This window comes from Saccharopolyspora phatthalungensis, from assembly GCF_014203395.1.
GTDB lineage: Bacteria > Actinomycetota > Actinomycetes > Mycobacteriales > Pseudonocardiaceae > Saccharopolyspora > Saccharopolyspora phatthalungensis.
This window is the reverse complement of record NZ_JACHIW010000002.1, coordinates 991528-1014679: the sequence shown is the minus strand read 5'-3', so window position 1 is coordinate 1014679 and position 23152 is coordinate 991528. Positions and strand designations below refer to the sequence as shown.

General features: G+C 67.2%; 21 protein-coding genes. 10 read left to right on the top strand and 11 right to left on the bottom strand.

The window, feature by feature from the left end; translation table 11 throughout:
* Nucleotides 1-131 precede the first annotated feature (131 nt).
* The 3 genes from BJ970_RS31190 (at nt 132) to BJ970_RS31180 (ending at nt 2967) form a co-directional block, all read left to right on the top strand.
* A complete protein-coding gene (locus BJ970_RS31190) occupies nt 132-515 on the top strand; it encodes a hypothetical protein (RefSeq protein ID WP_184730885.1) in 384 nt (127 codons plus the stop codon).
* A gap of 61 nt (nt 516-576) precedes the next feature.
* Complete coding sequence (locus BJ970_RS31185) at nt 577-2457, top strand: peroxidase family protein (protein ID WP_184730883.1); 1881 nt, start codon at nt 577-579, stop codon at nt 2455-2457.
* A 45-nt stretch (nt 2458-2502) separates the two neighbouring features.
* Nucleotides 2503-2967, top strand: a complete 465-nt coding sequence (locus BJ970_RS31180) for a hypothetical protein (protein ID WP_184730881.1) — start codon at nt 2503-2505, stop codon at nt 2965-2967.
* Between the two features lie 402 nt (nt 2968-3369).
* Here the strand turns inward: BJ970_RS31180 and BJ970_RS31175 are convergent, their stop codons facing one another.
* The 3 genes from BJ970_RS31175 to acs form a co-directional block, all read right to left on the bottom strand.
* Nucleotides 3370-3588, bottom strand: coding sequence for a hypothetical protein (locus BJ970_RS31175; RefSeq protein ID WP_184730879.1), 219 nt, complete (start codon nt 3586-3588; stop codon nt 3370-3372).
* 241 nt (nt 3589-3829) lie between these two features.
* Nucleotides 3830-4846: an alcohol dehydrogenase AdhP gene (gene adhP / locus BJ970_RS31170; RefSeq protein WP_184730877.1), complete on the bottom strand. Its 1017-nt coding sequence runs from the start codon at nt 4844-4846 to the stop codon at nt 3830-3832.
* A gap of 296 nt (nt 4847-5142) precedes the next feature.
* Nucleotides 5143-7095: an acetate--CoA ligase gene (acs, locus tag BJ970_RS31165; protein ID WP_221468325.1), complete on the bottom strand. Its 1953-nt coding sequence runs from the start codon at nt 7093-7095 to the stop codon at nt 5143-5145.
* 488 nt (nt 7096-7583) lie between these two features.
* On the opposite strand from acs, the gene BJ970_RS31160 reads away from it, so the two are divergent.
* The 4 genes from BJ970_RS31160 to BJ970_RS31145 all read left to right on the top strand — a co-directional run bounded on the left by BJ970_RS31160 (nt 7584) and on the right by BJ970_RS31145 (nt 12526).
* Nucleotides 7584-9062, top strand: coding sequence for a GAF domain-containing protein (locus BJ970_RS31160; protein ID WP_184730873.1), 1479 nt, complete (start codon nt 7584-7586; stop codon nt 9060-9062).
* A gap of 185 nt (nt 9063-9247) precedes the next feature.
* Complete coding sequence (locus tag BJ970_RS31155) at nt 9248-10474, top strand: iron-containing alcohol dehydrogenase (protein ID WP_184730871.1); 1227 nt, start codon at nt 9248-9250, stop codon at nt 10472-10474.
* A 5-nt stretch (nt 10475-10479) separates the two neighbouring features.
* Nucleotides 10480-11850, top strand: coding sequence for a MadS family sensor histidine kinase (locus BJ970_RS31150; RefSeq protein ID WP_184730869.1), 1371 nt, complete (start codon nt 10480-10482; stop codon nt 11848-11850).
* Entirely contained in the window at nt 11843-12526 is a 684-nt protein-coding gene (locus BJ970_RS31145; protein ID WP_184730867.1) for a MadR family response regulator transcription factor, read from the top strand. The genes BJ970_RS31150 and BJ970_RS31145 overlap by 8 nt, the downstream gene beginning before the upstream one ends.
* 98 nt (nt 12527-12624) lie before the next feature.
* On the opposite strand, the gene BJ970_RS31140 is transcribed toward BJ970_RS31145, so the two are convergent.
* The 8 genes from BJ970_RS31140 to mdo form a co-directional block, all read right to left on the bottom strand.
* Complete coding sequence (locus BJ970_RS31140) at nt 12625-13275, bottom strand: hypothetical protein (protein ID WP_184730865.1); 651 nt, start codon at nt 13273-13275, stop codon at nt 12625-12627.
* A gap of 26 nt (nt 13276-13301) precedes the next feature.
* Complete coding sequence (locus tag BJ970_RS31135) at nt 13302-14024, bottom strand: hypothetical protein (protein ID WP_184730863.1); 723 nt, start codon at nt 14022-14024, stop codon at nt 13302-13304.
* Between the two features lie 15 nt (nt 14025-14039).
* Nucleotides 14040-14381: a hypothetical protein gene (locus BJ970_RS31130; RefSeq protein WP_184730862.1), complete on the bottom strand. Its 342-nt coding sequence runs from the start codon at nt 14379-14381 to the stop codon at nt 14040-14042.
* Complete coding sequence (locus BJ970_RS31125) at nt 14374-15081, bottom strand: hypothetical protein (RefSeq protein WP_184730860.1); 708 nt, start codon at nt 15079-15081, stop codon at nt 14374-14376. Before BJ970_RS31125 ends, BJ970_RS31130 begins: the two co-directional genes overlap by 8 nt.
* Before the next feature lie 344 nt (nt 15082-15425).
* Entirely contained in the window at nt 15426-16340 is a 915-nt protein-coding gene (gene mftM, locus BJ970_RS31120) for a mycofactocin oligosaccharide methyltransferase MftM (protein ID WP_184730858.1), read from the bottom strand.
* Complete coding sequence (locus BJ970_RS31115; protein ID WP_184730856.1) at nt 16337-17851, bottom strand: VWA domain-containing protein; 1515 nt, start codon at nt 17849-17851, stop codon at nt 16337-16339. The genes mftM and BJ970_RS31115 overlap by 4 nt, the downstream gene beginning before the upstream one ends.
* A 9-nt stretch (nt 17852-17860) precedes the next feature.
* Nucleotides 17861-19006: an AAA family ATPase gene (locus BJ970_RS31110; protein WP_312864562.1), complete on the bottom strand. Its 1146-nt coding sequence runs from the start codon at nt 19004-19006 to the stop codon at nt 17861-17863.
* A 56-nt stretch (nt 19007-19062) separates the two neighbouring features.
* On the bottom strand, nt 19063-20355 hold the full coding sequence (gene mdo, locus BJ970_RS31105; protein WP_184730851.1) for an NDMA-dependent methanol dehydrogenase: 1293 nt from the start codon (nt 20353-20355) through the stop codon (nt 19063-19065).
* 537 nt (nt 20356-20892) lie between these two features.
* Here mdo and BJ970_RS31100 point away from each other — a divergent pair.
* From BJ970_RS31100 to BJ970_RS31090, 3 genes are all read left to right on the top strand, one after another.
* Nucleotides 20893-21093, top strand: coding sequence for a hypothetical protein (locus BJ970_RS31100; RefSeq protein WP_184730849.1), 201 nt, complete (start codon nt 20893-20895; stop codon nt 21091-21093).
* A gap of 145 nt (nt 21094-21238) precedes the next feature.
* Nucleotides 21239-21421 (top strand): hypothetical protein, encoded by a 183-nt coding sequence (locus BJ970_RS31095; RefSeq protein ID WP_184730847.1) that lies wholly within the window; start codon nt 21239-21241, stop codon nt 21419-21421.
* A 64-nt stretch (nt 21422-21485) separates the two neighbouring features.
* Nucleotides 21486-22760, top strand: coding sequence for an ATP-binding protein (locus BJ970_RS31090; protein ID WP_184730845.1), 1275 nt, complete (start codon nt 21486-21488; stop codon nt 22758-22760).
* The last annotated feature ends 392 nt before the right edge of the window (nt 22761-23152 follow it).

Sequence of the window (23152 nt, the reverse complement as noted above, 5' to 3'; positions counted from 1 at the left end):
CGCGGGCTACCCGGGGTGCGCCATGTGGTCGGGGGAGCTGAACCGGATTTGAACCCCGAGGTCTATTTCACCCGCGCCGAGGCTCCCGGACGATGGCTGTGCGGTCATCGTGCGGGGCAAGCGGGGGGACGATGGTTCGGTACCGGAGATGTCGCGACAATGCGCGCTACCTGCTCGCGAGTGTGCGGCTGGCGAACGGCGTTGCCGGTCTGGTTGCTCCGCAGGTGTTGATCAGGCGAATCGAGGGCAAACGCGAGCCGAGCCCGGCGGCGATCTACGCGTTCCGGCTCTTTGGGATCCGGACCGTGCTGCTGGGTCTTGACCTGTTCCTGAGCCACGGGGACGAAGCGCAACAGTCGCTCCGCGAGGGTGTCGTCATCCACTCCTGCGATGTGGCGACCGTGACGCTGCTGGCCATTCAACGCCGGATATCGAGGCGAACCGCCGCCCTGCTGGCGTTGATCTCGACCGGAAACGTCGCTCTGGCGCTCAGCGCGCTCCGGTCGAAGCCATGACGCCGCCGGTGAACGGAGTGCCCGCTCGACGGCAAACAAACGGCACATTACGGGGAAAACGATGGCCAAACGCACGCACAGCGAGCCGAGGACCGAGGACGTCGCGCCGTCCACATCCGGACCGACGCACCCGCACGCGGCAAGCTACCGCAGGACGCCATTGTGGCGGTTCTACACAGCAGTGGCCCAAGTCGTCGATCGGATGATCGGCTGGGACAGGCTGCCTGTCCCGTTGGGCCTCCTGGATCTCATCGGATTGCGCACCAAGCTCCGGCAACAGAATCTCCATGACACCTCGCACCTGCCGGCGGTGAACAAGCCGCAGCTGGAGCCTCCAAGACCACGCCATAAGGTCAACCGCACCGCGGACGGCAGCTACAACGACCTGCACCAGCCCGACATGGGCATGGCCGGATCGCGGTTCGGCCGCAACATCCCGCTGGACCGCATCCCGGCGGCCACCGAATCCGCGATCATGACACCGAATCCGCGCGAGGTCAGCCGTGCGCTGCTGACCCGGACCGAATTCAGCCCCGCCACATCGGTGAATTCACTCGTCGCGGCCTGGCTGCAGTTCATGATCCGGGACTGGTTCAGTCACGGGACAAGCCCCACGGAGAACCCGTGGACGGTGACGCTGGCCGAAGACGACCCGTGGCCGGAACGGCCCATGCGCATCATGCGAACACCGGACGACCCGACTCGGCCACCGGACCGACCAGATCTGCCGCAGACGCGCGTCAATGTCCTTTCCCACTGGTGGGACGGCTCGCAGGTCTACGGCACGAACATCGACGACCAGAAGTTCCTCCGCACCGGCGTGGGCGGCCGGCTGCACGTGCTCGACAACGGGCTGCTTCCGCTGCCGGAAGATCCAGCCAAGGATCCGTCTCGGGTACCGGGATTCTGGCTCGGCACCGAAATGATGCGGACCCTTTTCACCCACGAGCACAACGCGATTTGCGATCGGTTGCACGCCGAGTACCCCTTCTGGGACGACGAGGAGCTTTTCCAGCGTGCCCGGCTTATCAACGCCGCGCTGCTCGCGAAGATCCATACCGTGGAATGGACTCCGGCGGTGATCAGCCACCCGACGACCAAGGCCGCACTGCGGGCCAACTGGTTCGGGATCGCCGGGGAGCACCTGCACCGCGCCTTCGGACGATTCGGCGACAGCGAGGTCCTCAGCGGAATTCCCGGCGGAAAAACCGACCACTACGGCGTGCCCTACGCCCTCACCGAGGAGTTCGTCGCCGTGTACCGGATGCACCCGATGATCCGCGATCACTGGGCGTTGCGCTCGGCGGCGGACGATTCGGGAGTGCGCGATTGCGACTTCGGCGAGCTGGCGGGGCCGCGCGCACTGGAGATCTTGCAGAGCATACCGATGGCCGACCTGCTCTACTCTTTCGGCACGCTATCGCCGGGACTGGTGACGCTGCACAACTTCCCCAGGTTCCTCCAGGAGTTCGAAAGGCCGGACGGACACCTGCAGGACCTCGGGGCCACCGACATCCTGCGCTCCCGAGAACTCGGCGTGCCGCGCTACAACGATTTCCGCAGGCTGCTGCACCTGGCACCGGCCTCGAACTTCGAGGCACTGACCGACAATCCGGAATGGGCAGCAGAAATCCGCGATGTCTACGGCGGAGACGTCGAGCAGGTCGACCTGAGCGTCGGCATGTTCGCCGAGCCACGACCCACGGGTTTCGCCTTCAGCGACACGGCTTTCCGCATCTTCGTGCTGATGGCGTCGCGTCGCCTCAACAGCGATCGCTTCCTCACCGAGCACTACACCCCGGCCGTCTACACTCAGGCCGGTCTGGACTGGATCGCGGACAACTCGATGCAGACCGTCCTGCTCCGGCACCACCCGCAGCTGCGCAGCTCGCTGGCTTCGGTCGACAACGCCTTCGAGCCGTGGCGACTCCCGGTCGATTGAAATCGCCGAACCGAGAGCGCCGGGCGACCGCACAGGAGAGGTGGGATGACGGTGCGGCGAGATCTCACCGAAACCGACTTGCTCGGTGCGGGAAATACCCAACTGGAGGCCCTGTTCCGGGCGAGCCCTCCTGGAGACATCCCCCGCGGGCCGACCCGGGGAACCGCCATCATCACGCCGGGGACTCGCGCAACCATCGTCCTCGCACGGCTGGTCCACCTGTTCGCGTGGCAGGGCAAGGTTTTCGATCGGGACGGCAGAGCGTTGACCAACCGTGTCGGCCCCTTCGACCTGCGCGCCGTTCGTGCCACGGTCGGTCCCGGGTTGAGCTGGCTGGATGGACGGGAATGCATCGTCATCGACTACTCTAGGACATCGTTCGTCGCACGGGCCGTGCGTGACGAAATCCGCCTTGTGGCACCGGATTTGTACTTCGGTGCCGTGTGGCTCCGGCGTCGTCGCGTGGCGTGGTTCCTGTTACGGGTCCCGCCGTCCACACCGACTGCATAGGCGATCTCGTGCGAAACGCGCCGTGGTTTGGAAGCGGCCGGTTGGCGTGACAGGACAAGATGCCAACCGGCCGCGAACGAACCGGTGCCGGGTCGGGGGAGGGGTGCTCCGGCCCGGAGCGCGACCGACAACGGCCCGTGCCTTAGAGCGGATCCAGCCCGTGTTGGACTCGGCGGAGGAGCCGCCAGCTTCGGTAACGTTCGTTCACGCCGACGGTGACTTCCCTGGCGTCGCAGTGGCAGTGCCAACAGGCGCAATGCCACCGCGTGAGAATTGCGGCGTACGCCTCGGCTCGCACTGAGGTCCAGCGGTGGTGACCGGCCAGGCAGTCAGTGCACCGAACGGACGCGAACGTCTCGGTGATCTCCGTGGTGGCTAGGTCCCGGTGTGAACAGGCTTCGATCACTGCGAACCCCCAGCGGGATTCTTCGCGTCCAGGTAGCCCTTGAGTATCCGCATCATGCGTTCCATGTCGCTGACGAGCAGCTGAAGATCAGCGTCCGTCACGGTTCCCGTGATGAGCTGATGGGCGGACTTCCTGATGCACCCCTCGGTCACCCGAAGCAGGAAGGTCAGTTCAGCCTGGGCCGAATAGCGCTTCCCGCCCTCGATGGGCGACATGACACGTTCGTCTCCCCTTCGCGCTCATCGAGCCCCCGCAAAGGCCCGTGGGGTGCTCCTGGAAAGATGTCCTGACCAGGCATTACCGCTCTCCGATACTCGGTGAAGGCTGGGAACTTCGACTGCTGACGGCGAACACAGCGATGCCCCGGTACGCCGTACCGGGGCACCGTGTAGCGGTTTCAATGGAAATCGCCGCTTTGGTCGGGAGCTTGACTCCCCAACACGGTAGATCTTTGGGTCAGCTGCGGAGGTCGAACACCAGGCGGGCCTTGACCTGGCCCTTCTTGACCTCCTCGAAGCAGGCGTTGACCTCGTCGAGGCCGCGGGCCTCCCGGATCACCTTGGTGCGGCCCTGCTGGTGGAGTCGGAACACCTCGTCCAGGTCACCTCGGGTGCCCACGATCGAGCCGACGATGGTGATGCCGTTGAGCACGGTCTCGAAGATCGGCAGCTGCACGTGGTTGTCCGCCGGCAGCGCGACGAAGACCAGCTTGCCGCCTCGGCGCAGTGAGCGGTACGCCTGCTCGAACGCGGACGGCGCCACTGCGACCGAGATCGCGGCGTCGGCGCCGCCGAGGTCCTTGATCGCCTGCACGGGATCCTCGGTGAGCGCGTTGACGGTGTGGTCGGCCCCGAGTTCCCGAGCGAGTTCGAGCTTTTCGTCGACCACGTCCACCGCCACTACCCGTGCGCCGAAGATCTTGGCGTATTGCAGCGCCAGGTGCCCGAGCCCGCCGATGCCGAACACGGCGACCGTGGACGCGGGACGGGCTCCGGAGAGCTTCACGGCCTTGTAGGTCGTCACCCCGGCGCAGGTCAGCGGCGCCGCATCCAGCGGGTCCACCCCTTCCGGGACCTTGGCGACGTACTTCGCCGACGCCTTGGCGTACTCGGCGTACCCGCCGTCGATGGAGTAGCCGGTGTTGAGTTGCGTCTCGCACAGGGTTTCCCAGCCGCTGGTGCAGTAGCCGCAGACGCCGCAGGCGATCCCCAGCCACGGAATCGCCACCCGATCGCCCTCGGCCACTTCGGTGACCTCCGGGCCGACGCCCGCCACGATACCGACGCCCTCGTGCCCGGGGATGAGCGGGAGCTTGGGCTTGACCGGCCAGTCCCCGTGCGCCGCGTGGATGTCGGTGTGGCACAGGCCGGACGTTTCGATCTTCACCAGGACCTCTCCCGGCCCCGGCTCGGGCTTGGGAACGTCCTTGATGGTCAGCTCCTTCGCGAAGTCGTGGACGACTGCGGCTTTCATGGAAACTCCTAGTGGTGCTTGTAGATTCGCGAATCGGCTAGCGATCCGTTGGACGTTCTTCCTGGCTTGGCGCTGCGGAACCAGGAATCCTTTGTAACCGTCGGCGACGCCGGGGGGAGCTCTCCGAACGGTCAGTTCCGCGCTGTCAACGGGATGGGTGCTGGCGGGACCGAGGAGAAAGCCTGAATCCGCTGTTGCACGAGCGAAAACGGCACACAGCGGGCGCGTGGTTACCGCCCGGCAGGTCGCGGACGGCGATGGGATGCGTCGGCTTGCCGGGGTCTGGTCGGCTCTGCTCAGTCTTCGGTGGTTTTGCTGAGGCCTTTGGAGATGAGGTCCATGACCGAGGAGTCGGCGAGGGTGGTGACGTCGCCGATTTCGCGGTTTTCGGCGACGTCGCGCAGCAGTCGTCGCATGATCTTGCCGGAGCGGGTCTTGGGTAGTTCGGGCACGACCATGATCTGGCGGGGTTTGGCGATGGGCCCGATTTCGTGGGAGACGTGTTCGCGTAGTTGTTTGAGGGCGGTCTGGCCGGAGGCGGTGTCGTCGGTGCCGCCGCGCAGGATGACGAAGGCGACGATGCCCTGGCCGGTGGTGGGGTCGGAGGCGCCGACCACGGCGGCCTCGGCGACGTTGGGGTGGGAGACCAGGGCGGATTCGACCTCGGTGGTGGAGATGCGGTGTCCGGAGATGTTCATGACGTCATCGACCCGGCCCAGGAGCCAGATGTCGCCGTCGTCGTCGTATTTGGCGCCGTCGCCGGCGAAGTAGAAGCCCAGGTCGGCGAATTTCGACCAGTAGGTGTCCCGGTAGCGTTGCTGGTCGCCCCAGATGCCGCGCAGCATCGCCGGCCAGGGCTCGTCGAGTACCAGCAGGCCGCCGTTGCCATGGCCGACCGGGGTGCCGGTCTCGTCGACGATCTTGGCCGAGATTCCCGGTAGGGGTTGTTGGGCGGAGCCGGGTTTGGTGGGGGTGACGCCGGGTAGGGGGGAGATCATGATGGAGCCGGTCTCGGTCTGCCACCAGGTGTCCACGACGGGGGTGCGGTCGCCGCCGATGTTGTGGCGGTACCAGATCCAGGCTTCGGGGTTGATGGGTTCGCCCACGCTGCCCAGCAGCCGTAGTGAGGACAGGTCGTAGTGGGCGGGGATCTGGGAGCCCCATTTCATGAAGGTGCGGATGGTGGTGGGTGCGGTGTAGTAGATCGTGACCCCGTATTTCTGGACGATTTCCCAGTGGCGGCCTTCGTGTGGGGTGTTGGGGGTGCCTTCGTAGATCACTTGGGTGGCGCCGTTGGCCAGGGGGCCGTAGACGATGTAGGTGTGGCCGGTGACCCAGCCGATGTCGGCGGTGCACCAGTAGGTGTCGGAGTCGGGTTTGAGGTCGAAGACGGTGTGGTGGGTGTAGGCGGCCTGGGTGAGGTATCCGCCGGAGGTGTGCAGGATGCCTTTGGGTTTGCCGGTGGTGCCCGAGGTGTAGAGGATGAACAGGGGGTGTTCGGAGTCGAAGGCCTGGGGGGTGTGGGTGTCGGGCTGGCCGGCCCTGGCCTCGTCCCACCATTTGTCCCGGGTGTGGTCGAAGGCGACGTCGGTGTTGGTGCGTTTGACCACGATGACGTGTTCCACGCTGGGGGTCTGGGCGACTGCTTCGTCCACATTGGCTTTGAGTGGCATGGCTTTGCCGCGCCGGTATTGCCCGTCGCAGGTGATGACGACCTTGGCGGCGGCGTCGTTGATCCTGGTGCGTAGGGCTTCGGCGGAGAATCCGCCGAAGACCACGCTGTGCAGTGCTCCCAGGCGGGCGCAGGCCAGCATCGAGTAGACCGCTTCGGGCAGCATCGGCAGGTAGATGGCTACCCGGTCACCGGCGCCCACGCCCAGTGCCGCCAGTGCGTTGGCGGTGCGGCAGACCTCTCGCTGTAGTTGTGCGTAGGTGATCGTCTGTGAATCGCCTGGTTCGCCTTCCCAGTGGATGGCGACCCGGTCCCCATGTCCGGCTTGCACGTGCCGGTCCACGCAGTTGTAGGCGACGTTGAGCCGTCCGCCCACGAACCATTTCGCGAACGGCGCGTCCGACCAGTCCAGGACCTGATCCCATTTGGTGTCCCAGTCCAGCCGCTCGGCCTGCTTGGCCCAAAACGCCTCCCGGTCCGCCGCGGCCTCGGTGTACAACGCCGACGTGGCGTTGGCCTGCGCCGAGAACTCCTGAGACGGCGGGAATGTCCTGCTTTCGGTGAGCAGATTGTCCAACGTGCTATGCGAGTGCTTGCCCACTTCCGACCTCTCGACGCGATCGTACGACGGCGTGATCGCCTTCTTCGCTTGCGGCTTTCCCGGATCCGTCAGCCGGTTAGACGAACGTATGGCGGTCAACGTTGCGGCGACGTTGCGCCGTTGTTCGCTCCGAGCGCGGCGGCAACCCGCTGGCCGACAGCATCGACCGGACCGATCGCCTCGACCCGCGCCAGCCAATCGTTTCCGTTTCTCTTCGGTGAGCACGCGGGAGCCGCGCCGCTTGCAGAACCATCGTTCGCGCTGGTGCGGCCCTTCCCGGACCGTCGTGACCTGGGCCGAGCATGCTCTGGTGTGGCGAGAAGCTAGGAGCAGCGACGTTGCAACGACGTTGCAACGGGGACGATCCGCACCGGGGAGACACTTGCCTGTAACCGAGTTACCCCGCACTATGAACCTTTCGGCGACCGGATGTTCCCGCGTTCTCGACACTCCTGCGCAGGCGAATGGGCACCAGCTACGACACCTCGGTTGACCCGCTCGAGCGAGCCCGGCTCCTTGAGCGGACGCATGCTGCCGTGCTGTCCGGCGACCGGGTCTCGCACGAGCCGCGTCCCGTCGTCTTCGAATCCTGGCGACGTTGCCTGGAGGCCCGGATCGACCCCGATCTCCGGCAACCGCCGCTGGCATTCGACCACGACCGGCTCGACGACGTCCGGCAGGCGCACCCGCTGGCGCGCTGGGTGCCGATGCTGCGCCAGACGCTGCTCGAGGCGGCCGACGGCACCAGCCACGTCATGATCGTCACCGATGCCGACGGCAACATACTCTGGCGACAGGGACATCCCCAGGTCTGCCGCGACGCCGACCGGGTCCAGCTCGCCGAAGGCACCCGGTGGGCCGAAAGCGCGGTCGGCACCAACGCGATGGGCACCACGCTCGCCACCGGAGCTCCCGTGCAGATCCACTCCGCCGAGCACCTCGTGCGGAACTACCACTCCTGGACCTGCGCCGCCTGTCCGGTCCGCGATCCCGATACGGGCGCGCTGCTCGGCGCGGTCGACCTCAGCGGCCCGCTACACACGATGCACCCGGCGCTGCTCGCGCTCGTGGTGGCCAGTGCGCGGCTGGTCGAAAGCGAACTTCGCTGGCGCCTGGCCGCCTCGGACGACTTATTCCGGGGGCGCAACGCGCACCATCTCGCCGGGTCCGGCCGGGCTGCGGCGCTGCTGAGCTCCAGCGGGCGGGTCATCGCGAGCGCCGCCTCGACCGGGTTCGTGCCGGGGCAGCGGATCGGCCTCGACGAGAGCGGAACGGTCCGGTTGGACGGCGGTGAACACGCCGAGCTCGAACCGCTCGACGGCGGCTATCTGCTGCGCGTGGCACCACCCCGGCCCCTTCGCAAGCCGCAGTTGTCGTTGCACCTGCTCGGCGACGTGGTCCCAACGGCCACAGTGGACGGTGTGCGGCATGAGCTGAGCCTGCGGCACGCCGAGATCCTCGCGCTGCTGGCGATGAACCCCGGCGGCCTGACCGCGGAACGGCTCGCGCTGTTGCTGCACGGGGAGCAGGGAAACCCCACCACGGTCCGGGTGGAGATCCACCGCATCCGCAATGCCCTCGGCCAGAACGTGGTCAAAACCAGGCCGTACCGCATCGCCGCGGACGTGGACAGCGACCTGCACGCCGTCCGCGAGGCGCTGCGCCGAAGCGACGCCGACGCCGCCGTGGACCGCGCCGGACTTCTGCTGCCGCACTCGGAGTCCCCCGCGATCCGCGCCGAACGCGACGAGCTCTCGGCGTCGCTGCGCGGCTGCGCACTGGGCACCGGGGACCCAGAACTGCTCTGGCGCTTCGCCAACACCGATGCGGGGCGTGTGGATCTGGAAGTGCTGGAAAGAGCACGGGATCTGCTGCCGCCGGAGGCTCCGCAGCGCAACGTGCTCGAAACCCGGCTGCGCCTGCTGCTGGAAGAAGTGGGTTAACGTACCTGTCCGATCGGCCAGGTCAGGGGTGCTCATCTGGGCAGTTCCGAGGTAGAGTCCCCGGCTGTAGGTTCACCTGTGGTTTACGCCACAGTCATGCTTCTGGTCTGCTTGCAGCCGCCGCGGCACACCGGCCGGGCTCGTTCGCGGGCGAGGCTCAATGGTGAGTCGGGAGGACCACGAGAATGCCGGAGCTGGAAATCGCATTCGAACATGTGGGCGTGCCACGCCAACCCACCCGCAGCGAAGTCGGCGCACCGCGTCCGGCCCTGGCGAAGTTCCACGCGCCGGAGATCGTGTTCGGCCACGATTCCCTGGCCGAGCTGGGTCACTCGGCTCGGCGGCTCGGCGCGCGTCGTCCCTTCCTGGTGACCGACCCGGGCATCGTGGAGGCGGGCTGGGTGCACGAGGCAGTGGGTCACCTGCGCGAGGTGGGGCTGCACCCGGTCGTCTGGCACGAGCTGACGCCGAACCCGAAGGATCACGAGATACAGGCCGCCTACTGCGAATACGTCCAGACCGGCGCGGACGTGATCATCGCCGTCGGCGGCGGCTCCTGCATCGACGCGGCCAAGGGCGTGGCCATCGTGTCCGCCAACGGCGGGCACATCCTGGACTTCGAGGGCGTCGACCGGGTCGTGAGCCCCATCCCGCCGCTGGTCATGGTGCCGTCGACCTCGGGGACCGGGGCAGATGTGTCCCAGTTCTGCGTGGTCACCGACACCACTAGCGCGACGAAGGTGACCATCATCAGCCGGACGCTGGTCCCCGAGATCTCGATCATCGATCCACGGCTGCTGACGACCATGCCCGACTGGCTGAACGCGGCGACCGGTCTCGACGCGCTCACCCACGCGATGGAGTCCTACGTCTCGCTAGCGCACAACGTCCTGACCGATCAGCACTCGCTGCACGCCGTGCACCTGGTGACCAGAAACCTGCTGCCGACCCTGCTGGATCCGGCCGATCAGGAGCCGCGAACCGCGATGGCGCAGGGATCGCTGGCGGCCGGGATGGCGTTCACCAACGCGATTCTCGGCGCCACCCACGCCATGAGCCACCAGGTCGGTGGGCTGCTCGATGCGCCGCACGGCGTGATCAACGGGGTCCTGCTGCCGCACGTGATCCGGTTCAACGCCGAACAGAGCCCGACCCGCTACGTGCCGCTGGCCGCCGCCGCGGGCATCGACATCGACCGCGTACCCGCGGCGGAGGTCGCCGAGGTGCTGGCCGATCGGGTCCGCGAGCTGGCCGACTCCGTCGGCGTCCCGCGCGGGTTGTCCTGTCTCGGGGTCGGCGAGCACAACGTCGCACACCTGGCCAGGACCACGATGAAGGACGCGTGCCTCGCGACCAACCCGCGCCAGGTCACCCAGGAGGAGATCGAGTCGCTGTTCCGAAAGGCCATGTGAGGTCGGTGTCCGGTAGTGGCCGCGTCCGCGCGGGGGAAACGACGCTCGGTGAGCTCACCGGGGTGCGGTCGAGCAAGCGGTCGTTCTACCCCGAGTATCGGCGTTCCACCGAGCGGCTGGCCGTGGCCGTGCAGGCGCTCGATGAGATCTCCCGCGCCGTCGTGCGCTCGGCGGAGGGACCGCGCGCGTTGGTGGAGGCGGTCGTCCTGGCCGCCGTCGAGCACCTGCAAGCCGAGTGGGTGCTGCTGGCCGTCGCCGACGGGGCGTTGCGCGGGATACGTCCGGGTTTCCTGTTCGCCCGCGACGGCGAGCTGATCGACCAGGAGGACGATCTGCCCGGCGAGGTCCGCGAGCAGCTGGAGGTGATCCGCAAGCGCCCGTGGGAGCTTGAGCCGGGCGAGGCCGGGCCGGGCCGGGTGCGCGCGCCGATGCTGCTCGACGAGGAACCGGTCGGCGGCGTCGTGGGTCGGCCCGGTGCGGGAGTGGAGGTCACCGAGACCGACCTCGCGGTCCTGCGGGTGTTGGCCAACCAGGCCGCGGTGGCGCTGTACAACTCCTACCTGTTCCACACCGCCGCCCAGCTGAAGGGGCGCGCCGAACAGTTGAACGAGGAGGCTTCCCGGCAAGCCAAGGACCTCGTCGAGCGCAACGCCGAGCTGCAGGAGGTCCAGCGCCGGCTGACCGAGGCGATGCAGCGCCAGGTTATCGACGAGGAACGGCACCGCATCGCGCGGGAGCTGCACGACAGCGTGACCCAGGCCGTGCTCAGCGCGGGCATGACCGTGGAGGTGTGCCGGGCGGAGCTGGCGGCAATGGGCGCCGACGGGCGGCAGGTCGCCGAGCGGCTCCAGGCGGCCAAGGACCTTACCCAGCAGGCGGTCGCCCAGCTGCGGTCGTCGATCTACGCGCTGCACCGGGGCGCCGACGAGGGCCCGGGCTCGCTGCCTGTGCTGCTGGAACGGCTGTCCAACGTGCACCTGCCCACCTACGTCGACGTCGCGGTGCGGATCGAAGGCAAGCCGGTGCCGCTGCCGGGGGAGGCCGAGCATTCGTTGCTGCGGCTGACCGGGGAGGCCCTGTTCAACACGGCGACCCACTCGGGCGCGGACCGCGCGTCGGTGCACCTGAAGTACGAGGCCGACCGGATCGTGCTGTCGATCGCCGACGACGGCACCGGGGATCCCGCGCAGCTGCGGCGAACGCTGCGGGCGGCGCGCACGAACGATCTCAACGGGCACCACCGGGGGTTGGCGAATATGGCCGCCCGAGCCGAAGAACTCGGTGGTGAGCTCAGCATCGGCAGGGCGCAGATGGGCGGGGTGCTCATCAGGCTGGAGGTGCCGATGCCGCTGGCGGAAGGGGACGCCGATGTCTGAGGAAGCCGGGTGGCAGTCCGAGGGCGCGGCCAGCGCGCCGCCGGGGCCGGTCCGAATCGTGATCGTCGACGACCACTCCATCGTCCGGCAGGGGTTGCGGTCGCTGCTGGAACGGGAGCAGGACCTCGAAGTGGTGGGGGAGGCAACCACCGCGGCGGAGGCGATCGCGGTGGTCGGCCGGACGCGGCCCGCGGTGGTGCTGCTGGACCTGAAGCTGTCCTCCGGCGAGGACACCGAGGGCCTGGCGCTGTGCGAGCGGTTGACCGGGGAGCACGAGGACCTAGGTGTTCTGGTGCTGACGACCTTCCTGGACGAGAAGCTTGTGGTCGACGCCGTGCACCGCGGTGCACGGGGCTACGTGGTCAAAGACGTTGACACCACCGAGCTGGTCCGGGCGATCCGCGCGGTGGCCCGGCAGGAGAGCGCGTTCGATTCGCGCTCGGCCGCGGCGATGGTGCAGTCGATGAGCAACCGGTCCGCCGCACCGGAACTGACCGAACGCGAGCTGGGTGTGCTCCGCCTGCTGGCCACCGGGTCCAGTAACCGGCACATCGGCGGCCAGCTCTACATCTCCGAGACGACGGTGAAGTTCCACGTGCGCAACATCATGCGCAAGCTCGGCGTCTCCACCCGCGCGGAAGCCGTCTACGAAGCCAGCAAGGGCGGACTGATCTGAGCATCCGTCGCGCTCTCGGCCCGCCGCAGCGAGCCGTGAGCGACGGACGAGATCGGCCCTCGCCGCCTGGTCTGGAGCTGGCGGCGATTTCGCACGGATCACTGTGGCTGTACGGCAACGTAGATCTGTTTAGCGACGTCGCGCGCGCCATCGCGGCACTGCTCGCTTCGTGGGTCGTTGTCCTCCTTGCCAGAATTGTAAGACGTGATCATCGCCGCGTTCTCGTCGAGAACTTCCAATTTGCAGCTGTCGCCTACTCCAGGATCCGCCCAGCGGGCTTCCGAGCCGATGCCCAGGCTGCTCTCCTTTTCTGTGCCTGACGGCACGTTGACGTTGAAACCCGTTTTCGCGAGCTCGGCGCCGGAGTGGAAGCCGTACACGTCTTGCTGGTTTCCATAGAGCTCAACTCGGAAGGTGATGAACGGGCCATCGTCTTTCGAGGTTGTAAAAGTGCAAGTCTGTGAGAACCGATCTGGACCCTCAGCGCGCTCTGGCTTCAACGGTGGCGGCAGATCGGGCACCTTCTGCCGGATTTCCGGGCAGCTTTTGAAGGTGGCGAAGGCGTACTTGACTGGCCCCGGCGGTGGGCTGCTCGACATCGTGCCAGCGCTGGATGTGGGCGTCGGGTACGGCGATGTGGGCGTCGTGTAAGGCTTGGCGCTGGGAACGCCGCAGCCGCCGGTGAACATCATCGCCGCGGTCAGCAGAGCAACCGGCCGATTCCAGGTGCGGTGGAGATTTGTGCTCATGGTCCCTTTTCGTGATGGGCAAAGACTCAGCCGTTGACTGCCTGCGGCCATTGTCCTTGGGGAAGTTTTTGGTCAGTCATCATGCTCTTGAGGTCCCGCACCTTGCTGAGCGCCTCCATGAACCTCTTGGCGATGCCCACCAGGTTGTCCAAGGCTTGGGTGACAAGGGTTCCGATGGCACCTGCGAGATCGTTGATCGCGAACGGGATCTCAACGACCGTCGCCGCTTCGACCGAGGCGGCGACGAGGGCGCCCAGGAAACCGGTCGCCATCTTGGCCAGCTCGGTCATGTACTCGACGTTGTATTTGGCGATGTCCATGAGCCACTTGCTGCCTTGGTCCGCCTTGCTCGCGAGAGCGCCGATCGCATCGTTCTGCGCCGTAACCTTCTCGTTATATGCGTCGCTTGCTTTGCCTTCCCAGTAATAGGAGAGGTGGTTCTTCGTATGGGTGAGTCCGTTCACGGGCGCCTGAACGTTGTCGGTCCAGTTGAAGGACTGCACAATCAGTGACACGACGGGCAGGTGATGTTCCACGGCGGTCTTGATCAGCTTCACCAGCTTGTCGAGACCCTCGCGTATGGCGTCAAGAGTCGGGTTGATAGCGAGCATCACCGGACCGAGTACGAATTGCCAGTCATTGATGTGGTGGACGGCGGCGTTGAACTTGTCGATGCTCTCCTGCGCTTTTTTCTCCAGGCCATTGAACCCTTGGTTCAGCAGGCTGGTCAGTTCGTCAGAACCGGTCATGTGGATCGTCAGCTCCTACACGTGGTAAGCCTTGTCGATGTCGATCTCGTTGATGCTATCGGTTCTGTCGTATTCGTCGGCGATCTTCCACAGAGCGCGGTCGATCTGATTGAACTCGGTGATCGCGCCCTGAAGCATTCGCTCCATGAATGCCCGGAATTCTTCGTACTGCTCGGCCTCAAGGGTGGCGTTGACGCCCCCCGGGATGAGGGTAGTGAGGTCGCCGACGAAGAACGCGGGAGGTGACAGGTACGCGTTCTTCACCGCTTGCAGGATCGGCTCGGTATCGTCGGCCTTTGTCTGCCAGCGCTTGGCTTCTTCTCGCAGCTTTGAGGTAACAACTTTGTAGTCAGTCATGCCAGTCCTCGAAAATATTGAAATCCGCGAAGTACTCGTCGTCCGCGTCGCTGCTGCTGTTGCTGTGCAGCTGCGCCGAACGAGAACGTTCCCCTGGTGCGGCCCCGAGACTCGCCCGGACGAACAACTGCAGGATGTCCTCGGACAGGACAGTGTCCGACGGGTGGTCCAGGGCCTGGGGGTTGCCGTTGATCGCGATCGGACCCCCGCCGCGCATTTGCATGGTGAGGTAACCGAGCGGGCTGCGGATCTCGGTGACGCCCTCTTGTGGAGCTTGCTGTCGGCGGCGGATCGCGTCGTACTCGTCATCGATGGCGTTGAGCCGAGACCGGGTCTGGGCCACCCACTCCTCGAGCGACAGCTCTGTGGGGTCCACGTAGGTGTCGTCCGGCGCGGGCGCACTCGGCGGACTCGCGGGACGATGGGTGAGCTCCACGGCAAGCGCACGCTGAACCGCGGTCACATATGTGTTGTAGAGCGCGGCCGGGAATGCGTCCGGCCGGATGTGGTCGTTCCACCGCGACCGAATCTGAACATTTGTCACCATCCAGAACTTGTCAACGGTGACAATGATGAACCCGCTCGGGTCGCGGGCCTCGTACGTGTTGGCCGGCTGCGGTTCTACGCCGTCTGGACAGGTGAGTTCGGCCAGACGAGCCCGCAGTTGCGCTTTGTCGGGTACCTCCAGTGTTGCAAGCACAACGTTGTCAAGTGGCATAATGGCCCCCAAATTTCTCGACAGGGCATCACGGAGCCGCCCGAGCGGCAACCGGTTCCGGGAGAACCGGGCCGACGTTCGACGTGGCACTGTTGATGTTAGGGCGCGTCGTCCGGAACGTGTGGCAAATTAGGGAAATTCGGCTGGAGGGTTCGTTTCGTTCAACACCCGCCCCTGCCAAACCCTCGACTGGGTGACACCATCACAAACACTGGCCAAAGCACTCGGTGTTGCAACCACCCCTGAGACCGCACGCGCGAAAACGGCGTTTCCCCAGCGCCTTGGGGAAACGCCCCGAGACCCCGATTGGCCGCCCGGGTCCTCGATTAGGCGTGGTCGACGATGAGCCAGCCGCCGTGGTGTACGTCGACTTCGTACGGTAGTCCGGTGCCGTTGCCGAGCCGGTGCAGTTCGGCGGTGTCGAAGGTGCGCACATGCCCGTAGGCGGCTGTTGGTTCCGGCTCGAACGGGACCGCTACGACGACCCGTCGCCGCGCCAACCGGAGCGCTTCGGCGAGAACGGCTTCGCCGTGCTCGGGTTCGAGGTGCTCCAGCAGGTGGATGACCGTCACCGTGTCGACGGCCTGGTCCGGTAGCGGCACCCGTGCGCCGTCGCAGACCAGCGTGCCCAGTTGTAGGCCCAGTTCGCGCGCGATTGTCCGCAGCAATGTGACGGTGCCACTGGCGATGTCGGAGGCGACGACCGAGGTGCCGGGGCGTTCGGCCAGCAGCAGGGCCAGGAAACCGAAGCAGGAACCCACGTCGAGGACCCGACCCGGCGGTACCAGCTCCAGCACCCGTGAGTAGACCGGCACCATCGCCGAGATCGACGAGTGCGGGGTGTCGGGGGCGTCCCGGGTGAGCCGGATCCGGTCGAGGGTGTTGCGGTAGAAGGTGGACCAGGCGTCGACCGAACCATCCACAGTGGACCTCACGATGCCGGTGAAGACCCGTTCGAAGACCTCCGCCCCGGTCAGCCAGCCCGGCGCGAACAGCTCGTCGGCCAGCTTGCCCGCCACGTCGTTGTCCAGCTCGTGCGGGCCGAACCGGTGGCTGACCAGTACCCGGTGCCCGTCGCGGTGCAGGCCGAAGTGCCGGGTGCGGGTGATCGGGACCCGGTCCGGCGGCGGGTCGTGCCGCTCGTGCACCACGACCACCGCCTCGGCGCGGTAGCAGCCAGGACTGCCCTCGCCCAGCGGATTGATCGTGGCGCTGCCGGAGAACTGCCGTGCATCACTCACCGCCCCACCGCCTCCGCGGACAACGCATCCGACGTGCGGGCCAGGCCGGCCAGATCGCGCACCACTTCGACGCGATCGCAGTGCTCGGCGTAGCGCGGCAGATCGCACCGGCCCAGACCCCAGGAGTAGCGGGGTTCCGGGGTGAGCCAGATGGTTTCGCGCACCCGTCGCGCCATCTCCGCGAAGGCCGTCACGGCCGGATCATTACCGTTGCCCCGGCCGTCGCCGAGCACCAGCAGGGTCGTCCGCCGGGTCAGCGATGATCCGTGCTCGTCGAGGAAATCCCGCAGCGTCGCGCCGTAGTCGGAGTTGACGTCGACGTCGAGGACTCCGCCCGTCGGCAGCCCGTCGAAGACCAGCCCGAGTGCCTTCTCCGGCGGGTGTTGCTCGAACAGGTCGGTGATTTCGACGATGTCGGCGACGAAGGCGAACGTGCGCACCCGGCTGAACAGCGCTTGGAGGCCGTGCACGAGGTGCAGCGTGAAGCGGGCGGTGCTGCGCACCGACAGCGACACGTCGGCCAGCACCACCAGCCGCGGCTTGTCCTCGGCGCGCTTGGTCGTGACCGGCCGGAAAGGGACCGCGTCATAGCGCATGTTCCGGCGCATTGTCCGTCCAGAGTGGACCCTCCCGTGCGGGCTGGTCACCTGCTTGCTGGTGCGCGCCCCGCGCAGGCTCCGGGCCAGCCTGCGCAGTGAGCCCTCCAGCTCCTGGCGCTCCCGTTCGTCGATCCGGTCCGTGACGCCGGCGGGCGTGACCGATTCGACCGACCGGTGTTCCAGCCCGGCGAGCTTGCGCAGGTGTTCCTTCAGAAGCGCGGGCAGATCGTCGAGTACCCCGGACAGCCGGTTGCGGGGCAATTCCGGGTCGGAGCCCGAATCCGCCAGCCAGTCCAGCAAAAGCCGTTCCTCGGCGATGGTCAGATCGGTGTCGATCTGCTGCCCCGTTTGCTGCGACAGCTGTCCGGGCGTGCCCGCGTTGTGCAGCCGGGAGGTCTCCAGCTGCACGCCGGCGCTGTCGACGCGTCCCGCCCCGGACTGGTCCCGGGCGAGGACTACCTCGTCGGTGATCGACGCGAGGTCGATCTTGTTGGCCTCCTGGTGCAGGTTGTACTGCTGGGCCAGGTCTTCCGGGTCGAAGAAGTCCCGCAGGTCCTTCGGGGCGTCGTGGCTGTGGCCGTCCTGCGGTGTGCTGGAGGGCTCCTCGGAGGCGGTGAAGCGTTCGAGTTCACCCGTGTCGGACAGGTCGTCGTGGGTGTGGTCGTGTCCGTCTCCGTCGGTGGCTTCGACCACCCGCCGCAGGCGGAAAAAGGCGTCGAAGACCTCGTCGAACACCTCGTCGTCCCGGCGGTCCTTGATCAGCGCGATCCGGAGAGCGTCGCGCAGCACGGACCTGGACGACAGCATACCGGGCTGCGATGCGCACCGCATGGCGTCGGTCGCCTCGGCTCCCGACACCCGCACCCCGTGCAGGCGCAGCAGGCGGACGAAACGGTGCAAGCTCGTTTCCATATCGTCCCCTCAGAAGGGAAGTCTGCGGGTGTCGGGCGAGCGGTTGGCACCGGAGCGCTGCAACGGCCCGCTGGTCCGCGCGCCGTAGTAGCCGTTGTCGTGCCTGCCCGGCCGGTCCATTGCGGCCCGGACTCGCTTGCCTTCCTCGTAGTGCTCCACCTCCGCGCCGTCGTGCCCATGACCGTGCCCATGACCATGGCCGTGCAGGTGCTCGGGAACGTCGCGATTAGGGTCCCGCAGCTGGGGAATCAGTTCCCGCGCGCGGTCGAGGTCCCGTTCGTACTTGAGGACGACGTTCGCCGTGTCCGACAGCAGGGCGGGCCCCAGCTCGTCGACGCCGAGCACGGCCAGCGTGCGCGCCCAGTCGATCGTCTCCGAGATGCTCGGTGCCTTGCGCAGCGGTAGCCCGCGGATGTCGCGCACGACCTCGGCCAGTTGGGCGGCCAAGGCGTCGGGCAGCCCGGTGCGCTTGGAGCGGATGATCTCCAGCTCCCGCTGGACGTCGGGGTAGTCCAGGAACAGGTGCAGGCACCTGCGTTTGAGCGCCGCCGACAGATCGCGGGTGTTGTTCGAGGTCAGCACGACGTACGGGGGCGTCGCGGCGCGGTAGGTGCCGATTTCGGGCACCGAGACCTGGTATTCGCCGAGGCATTCCAGCAGCACCGCTTCGAGCGCCTCGTCGGCCCGGTCAACCTCGTCGATGAGCAGCACGGCGGGCTGCTCACCGCGCACCGCGTCCAGCAGCGGCCGGCTGGCCAGGAACCGCTCGGAGAAGAAGGCGCTGTCCTGGTCGCCGATCGCGTCGACCGCCGTGTGCAGGTCGGGCGCGTCGGCGACGAGCTCGCCGATCTTGTCCCGCAGCATCTGGGTGTAGAGCAGTTGCTTTCCGTAGTCCCATTCGTAGAGGGCCTTGGTCTCGTCCTGCCCCTCGTAGCATTGGAGCCGCAGCAGCCGCCTGCCGGTCGCGGTCGCCAGCGCCTTGGCCAGCTCGGTTTTGCCGACTCCGGCGGGTCCTTCGAGCAGCAGCGGTTTCTCCAGCCGGGTGCTGAGGAAGACGGTGGTCGCCAGGCGCTGATCGGCGAGGTAGCCGCCCTCGGCGAACCGGTCCAGGACCTCCTGCACCGACTCGAACGGGGCATCGGTGGTGTCGTGCACGGTTCCTCCGCTTCTGGGCGGGGTGGCGGGCCCGGCCCGCCACCCCGCCCGCCGGTTCAGCTGAGCAGGTCGTCCAGGTCGCCGGTCATGCAGTGCTCGACGACCGGGCGGACCGTGTCGAACGTGCATTCCTTGGCGTTGCCCGGAGTGCAGGCGTCACCGAGCACGTGCCGGGTGATGGCGTCGACGTCTTCGGCATCGCCCTTGATCTCCTTGCGGCGCTCGTAGTACTTCGTCGGCCCTTCACCGAGCCGGTTCTTGGAATAGGTGTCCTTCTTGACGTCCACGAAGCGCTCCGTGATGCCGACATCGCGCAGCAGCCGGACCGACGCTGCCAGCGCCGCGTCCGCGGCCTGCACGTCGGTCATCCCGTGGGTGTCGATGCCCATCGCCCTGGCGATGTCGGCGAAGCGCTGGTAGGCGACCGGCATGTTGAATGCCCACACGCGGGGCAGCGCGATCGCGTTGTTGAGCCCGTGGTGGGTGTCGTAGAACGCGCTCACGGCGTGCGAGATCGAGTGGATGATCCCGAGGCCACCGGAGTTGAACGCCTGCGCGGCGATGTACTGCGCGTACATCATGCCTTCGCGCCCGGCCAGGTCCTGGCCGTTCCAGGTCGCCTCCCGCAGGTGCTGCGCGGTCAGCTTGATCGCGTGCAGCGCGTTGCCCAGCGACGGCTGGAAGTTCAGCCGCGAGACGTAGGGCTCGGAGGCGTGCGCGAGGACGTCGAAACCGCACTGCGCCGTGTAGTCGACCGGGCAGTCGTAGTACAGCACCGGGTCGTCGATCGCGAGGCTGGCGACCGAAGCGTCGTCGAAGGCGACGTATTTGTGCGGGTTCTCCGGATCGGTGGTGGTGTCGGTGATGACGTAGGCCCACGAGGTCTCCGAACCGGTTCCCGCGGTCGTGGACACCGCGATGTGCGGCGGGTTGTTCGGGTTTTCCGACTTGTTGAAGCCCTCGAAGTCGTTGACGTTGCGGCCGTCGTGGGCCACCGACACCCGGGCCCCCTTGCAGGCGTCGTGCGAGGAGCCGCCGCCGATGGAGATGAAGCTGTCGCAGCGGCTCTCCTGGTACAGCGTCACCGAGTCCATGACGTTGTAGTCCTTGGGGTTGGACTCGACCTGGTCGTAGAGCACCGGCTCCAGTCCGTGGTACCTCAGCGACTCCACGATGTTGTGCACGATGTCGGTGCCCCGCAGGCCGGAGGTCATCACCAGCGGCTTGGTGAAACCGAGCTTGATCGCCTCCGGACCGATCATCTCGTGCGCCCCGGGCCCCATCAGGGCCCGCGGGAATGGGTGGAACTCCTTGAGCGGGAACGGCTTGAGCAGCTCCTCGACCTTCATCCGACGTCTCCTCTCCTGCTGACTTCCACTCGTGACGTGGGTCACGGCGCGGATTGGTGGGGACGCTAGGCCGCCGCGGCGGCCGGCCGGTAGACGCCGAGCGGCAAACCGCCGCTGTGGACACCCAAGACCGGCCACTCAGGCGGTGCGGCACCTGTCCGATCGGACAGGCCGGGAAGGACCGCCAGCACGGCGAACCGGCCGGGCGCCGGGGGCTAGCTTCGGTTCGACCACCGCAAAGACTGCCGTCGCAGAAGGGAAGTCGTCATGTCCGACCAGACCCCGAAGTCCCCGAGCCGGACCTTGATGCCGACGTGAGCTCGACCGCCGAGAAGCGCACCGCCGAATGCGCCGTGCTGATCCATTGCGGGCATCGGTTGCCGGAGGAGTCGCTGTACCGGCCGAGCATGCCCCGGGCCGGCGACTGCGTTGCGCCGCGAACGGTCCTCGAAGCGGTGCTGGAAGGCCGTCGGACAGCCGTGCGCTTCGGTGGTACCCCCGTCACCACCGAAGCGCGAGCGGCGGAACCCGCGAGGAGTGGTCCGCTCCGCCCGCGCATGCGATCGCGCCGCCGGCCGGGAGCCGCAGGAGCGGCTGGTGGAACTCACCGGCGCGTTCAAGGCGCGCACCTCCGCGCGCGTTGTGGGCCCGCTCCCCGCGCCAGAGGCCGTCGACGAACTGCTCGGTTACCTCCGTGAGCGCGGGTACCTGCCGGAAAGCGGCTTGAGTCGACCATGAACCTCGCTTCACTGCGGAACAACTGCCGCGCGGCGGCCTCCGGCGCTACTAGCCGCTCGCGCTGTCGATCCGCAGGCAAGCCGGCCCGATCGCGGATCTTCGAATCTACTGTGGACGTATTGGTGAGTGCGGCCGCGCGGTTCGGGTGGATCCGATCACCTTCGCCGCGCTGCGCGGGCTCGACACCCTCGCCTACCGGGTGGGCACCGCGAGCCCGCGCCGCTGGCCCCGGAGATCGCGGAAATCCGGTGTGGACGATCTCGGCATCGATTCCGAGAACGATTCGAGTGTGCGCTGGCTCATTGCGGGCTCCGGGCGCGGCGGTTAGTTTCCGCAGTAACCAGCTCGCGGGCGATTTCCCGCCGTGCGGTACGAAATCCGGGAGGTGAGCCATGCCGTCGTGGCGGGTGCGCGATTTTCACGATGACGATCTGGACCAGGCGATCCGAATCTGGGACCAAAGCAGGGAGGACGGGGAGCCGGCGTTCTCCGCCGCCGAGGTGATCTCCATCGCGGGGGCCGGTCACCCGGCGATGGTCGCCGTGGTGGGGCAGGACGTCGTGGGCATGGCGGCAGCGAAGGTGGAAGGAGAGCGGGCCTGGCTGGCGCTGTTCGCCCTCCACACCCGGTGGCGCAACCGCGGCATCGGCAGCGCGCTGCTGACCGAGCTGGAGAAGAAGCTGCGCAGCCAGGGGGTGCATCGCATCGCGAGTCTGGTCCCCGAGGGGGCCCCGGGGTTCCGGGCGATGGTCAACTCCGGCTACCGGCCGCGCACCGACCTGACCTACTTCGAAAAGGTTGAGGAGCTCGACCCGGCCGACTTCGACGTGCTGGAAGAGCTCGGCGGCAGGCTGTTGCCCCCCGGGCAGTGGGACGCATTGGCGGGCATGCAGCGCGAGAAGGACGTGATCGAACGACGGGTCGTGCTCCCGATCTCGCATTCCGAGCAGGCCGAACGCCACGGGGTACTGCCGCCGAAGGCGATCGTGCTGTTCGGGCCGCCGGGCACCGGCAAGACCAGCTTCGCCAAGGCGGTCGCCTCCCGCCTGAACTGGCCGTTCGTGGAGCTGTTCCCATCGCGCCTGGCCGCGTCGCCCTCGGACGGGTTAGCGGCCTCGCTGCGGGCGGTGTTCGCCGAGCTGGAGGAGCTGGACGATCTGGTGCTGTTCATCGACGAGGTCGAGGAGATCGCCGGGACCCGCTCCACGCCCGCGGCCGGTCCCGCGCACGGGGTGACCAACGAACTGCTCAAGCTGATCCCCGGCTTCCGCGAGCACGACCACCGCCTGCTGGTGTGCGCCACGAACTCGGTGAGCTCCCTGGATTCGGCGTTCCTGCGGCCGGGCCGGTTCGACTACGTCATCCCGGTGGGCCCGCCGGACCCGCCCGCCCGGCGGGCGATCTGGTCGCGCTACCTCGGTCCGGCGCGCGACAACGTCGACCTGGACCTGCTCGTGGAGCGTTCCGACCTGTTCACCCCGGCCGATATCGAGTTCGCCGCGCGCCAAGGCGCTCAGGCGGCCTTCGAGCGTGACGTCCTGCACAACGACGACCAGCGGGCCACGACGAAGGACTACCTGCGAGCGATCTCCGACGCTCGGCCGACGCTGACCGCCGAAGCGATCACCGAGTTCGAGCAGGACATCGAGGCATACACCAGGCTGTGATCGAAGTACTGTCCATCAAGGACGGATGCGATCGACATCCGGGGATTTAGTCCCTGATGTGGCAGGACTTTCGTCACCAGCCGATGAGTTCCCCCCGCAGCTGGGGAAGCGCCGGTGGAAAGTTTGTCGTTCTTTCCCGAAATGCCTCGGTAGTGACGGGCCATGCCGGCGGGTCGCCGGCCCGGCGACCCCACTTCCAAATTCACCCGGACGGGTGGTTTGGTTTCGGAACCGGGGCCCAGCCCCGTGGGGATGTTGCGATTTCCCTTGAAATCGCGGTCCACCACCACGGAAGCCGGGCGACGACTTGCGGCACCGCAAGGCCACGAGCATTGTCGTGCTGGCGCTGCGGCGCCGTCGGGTTTGGGCATGTGGTGCACCTGGGGGCGCCG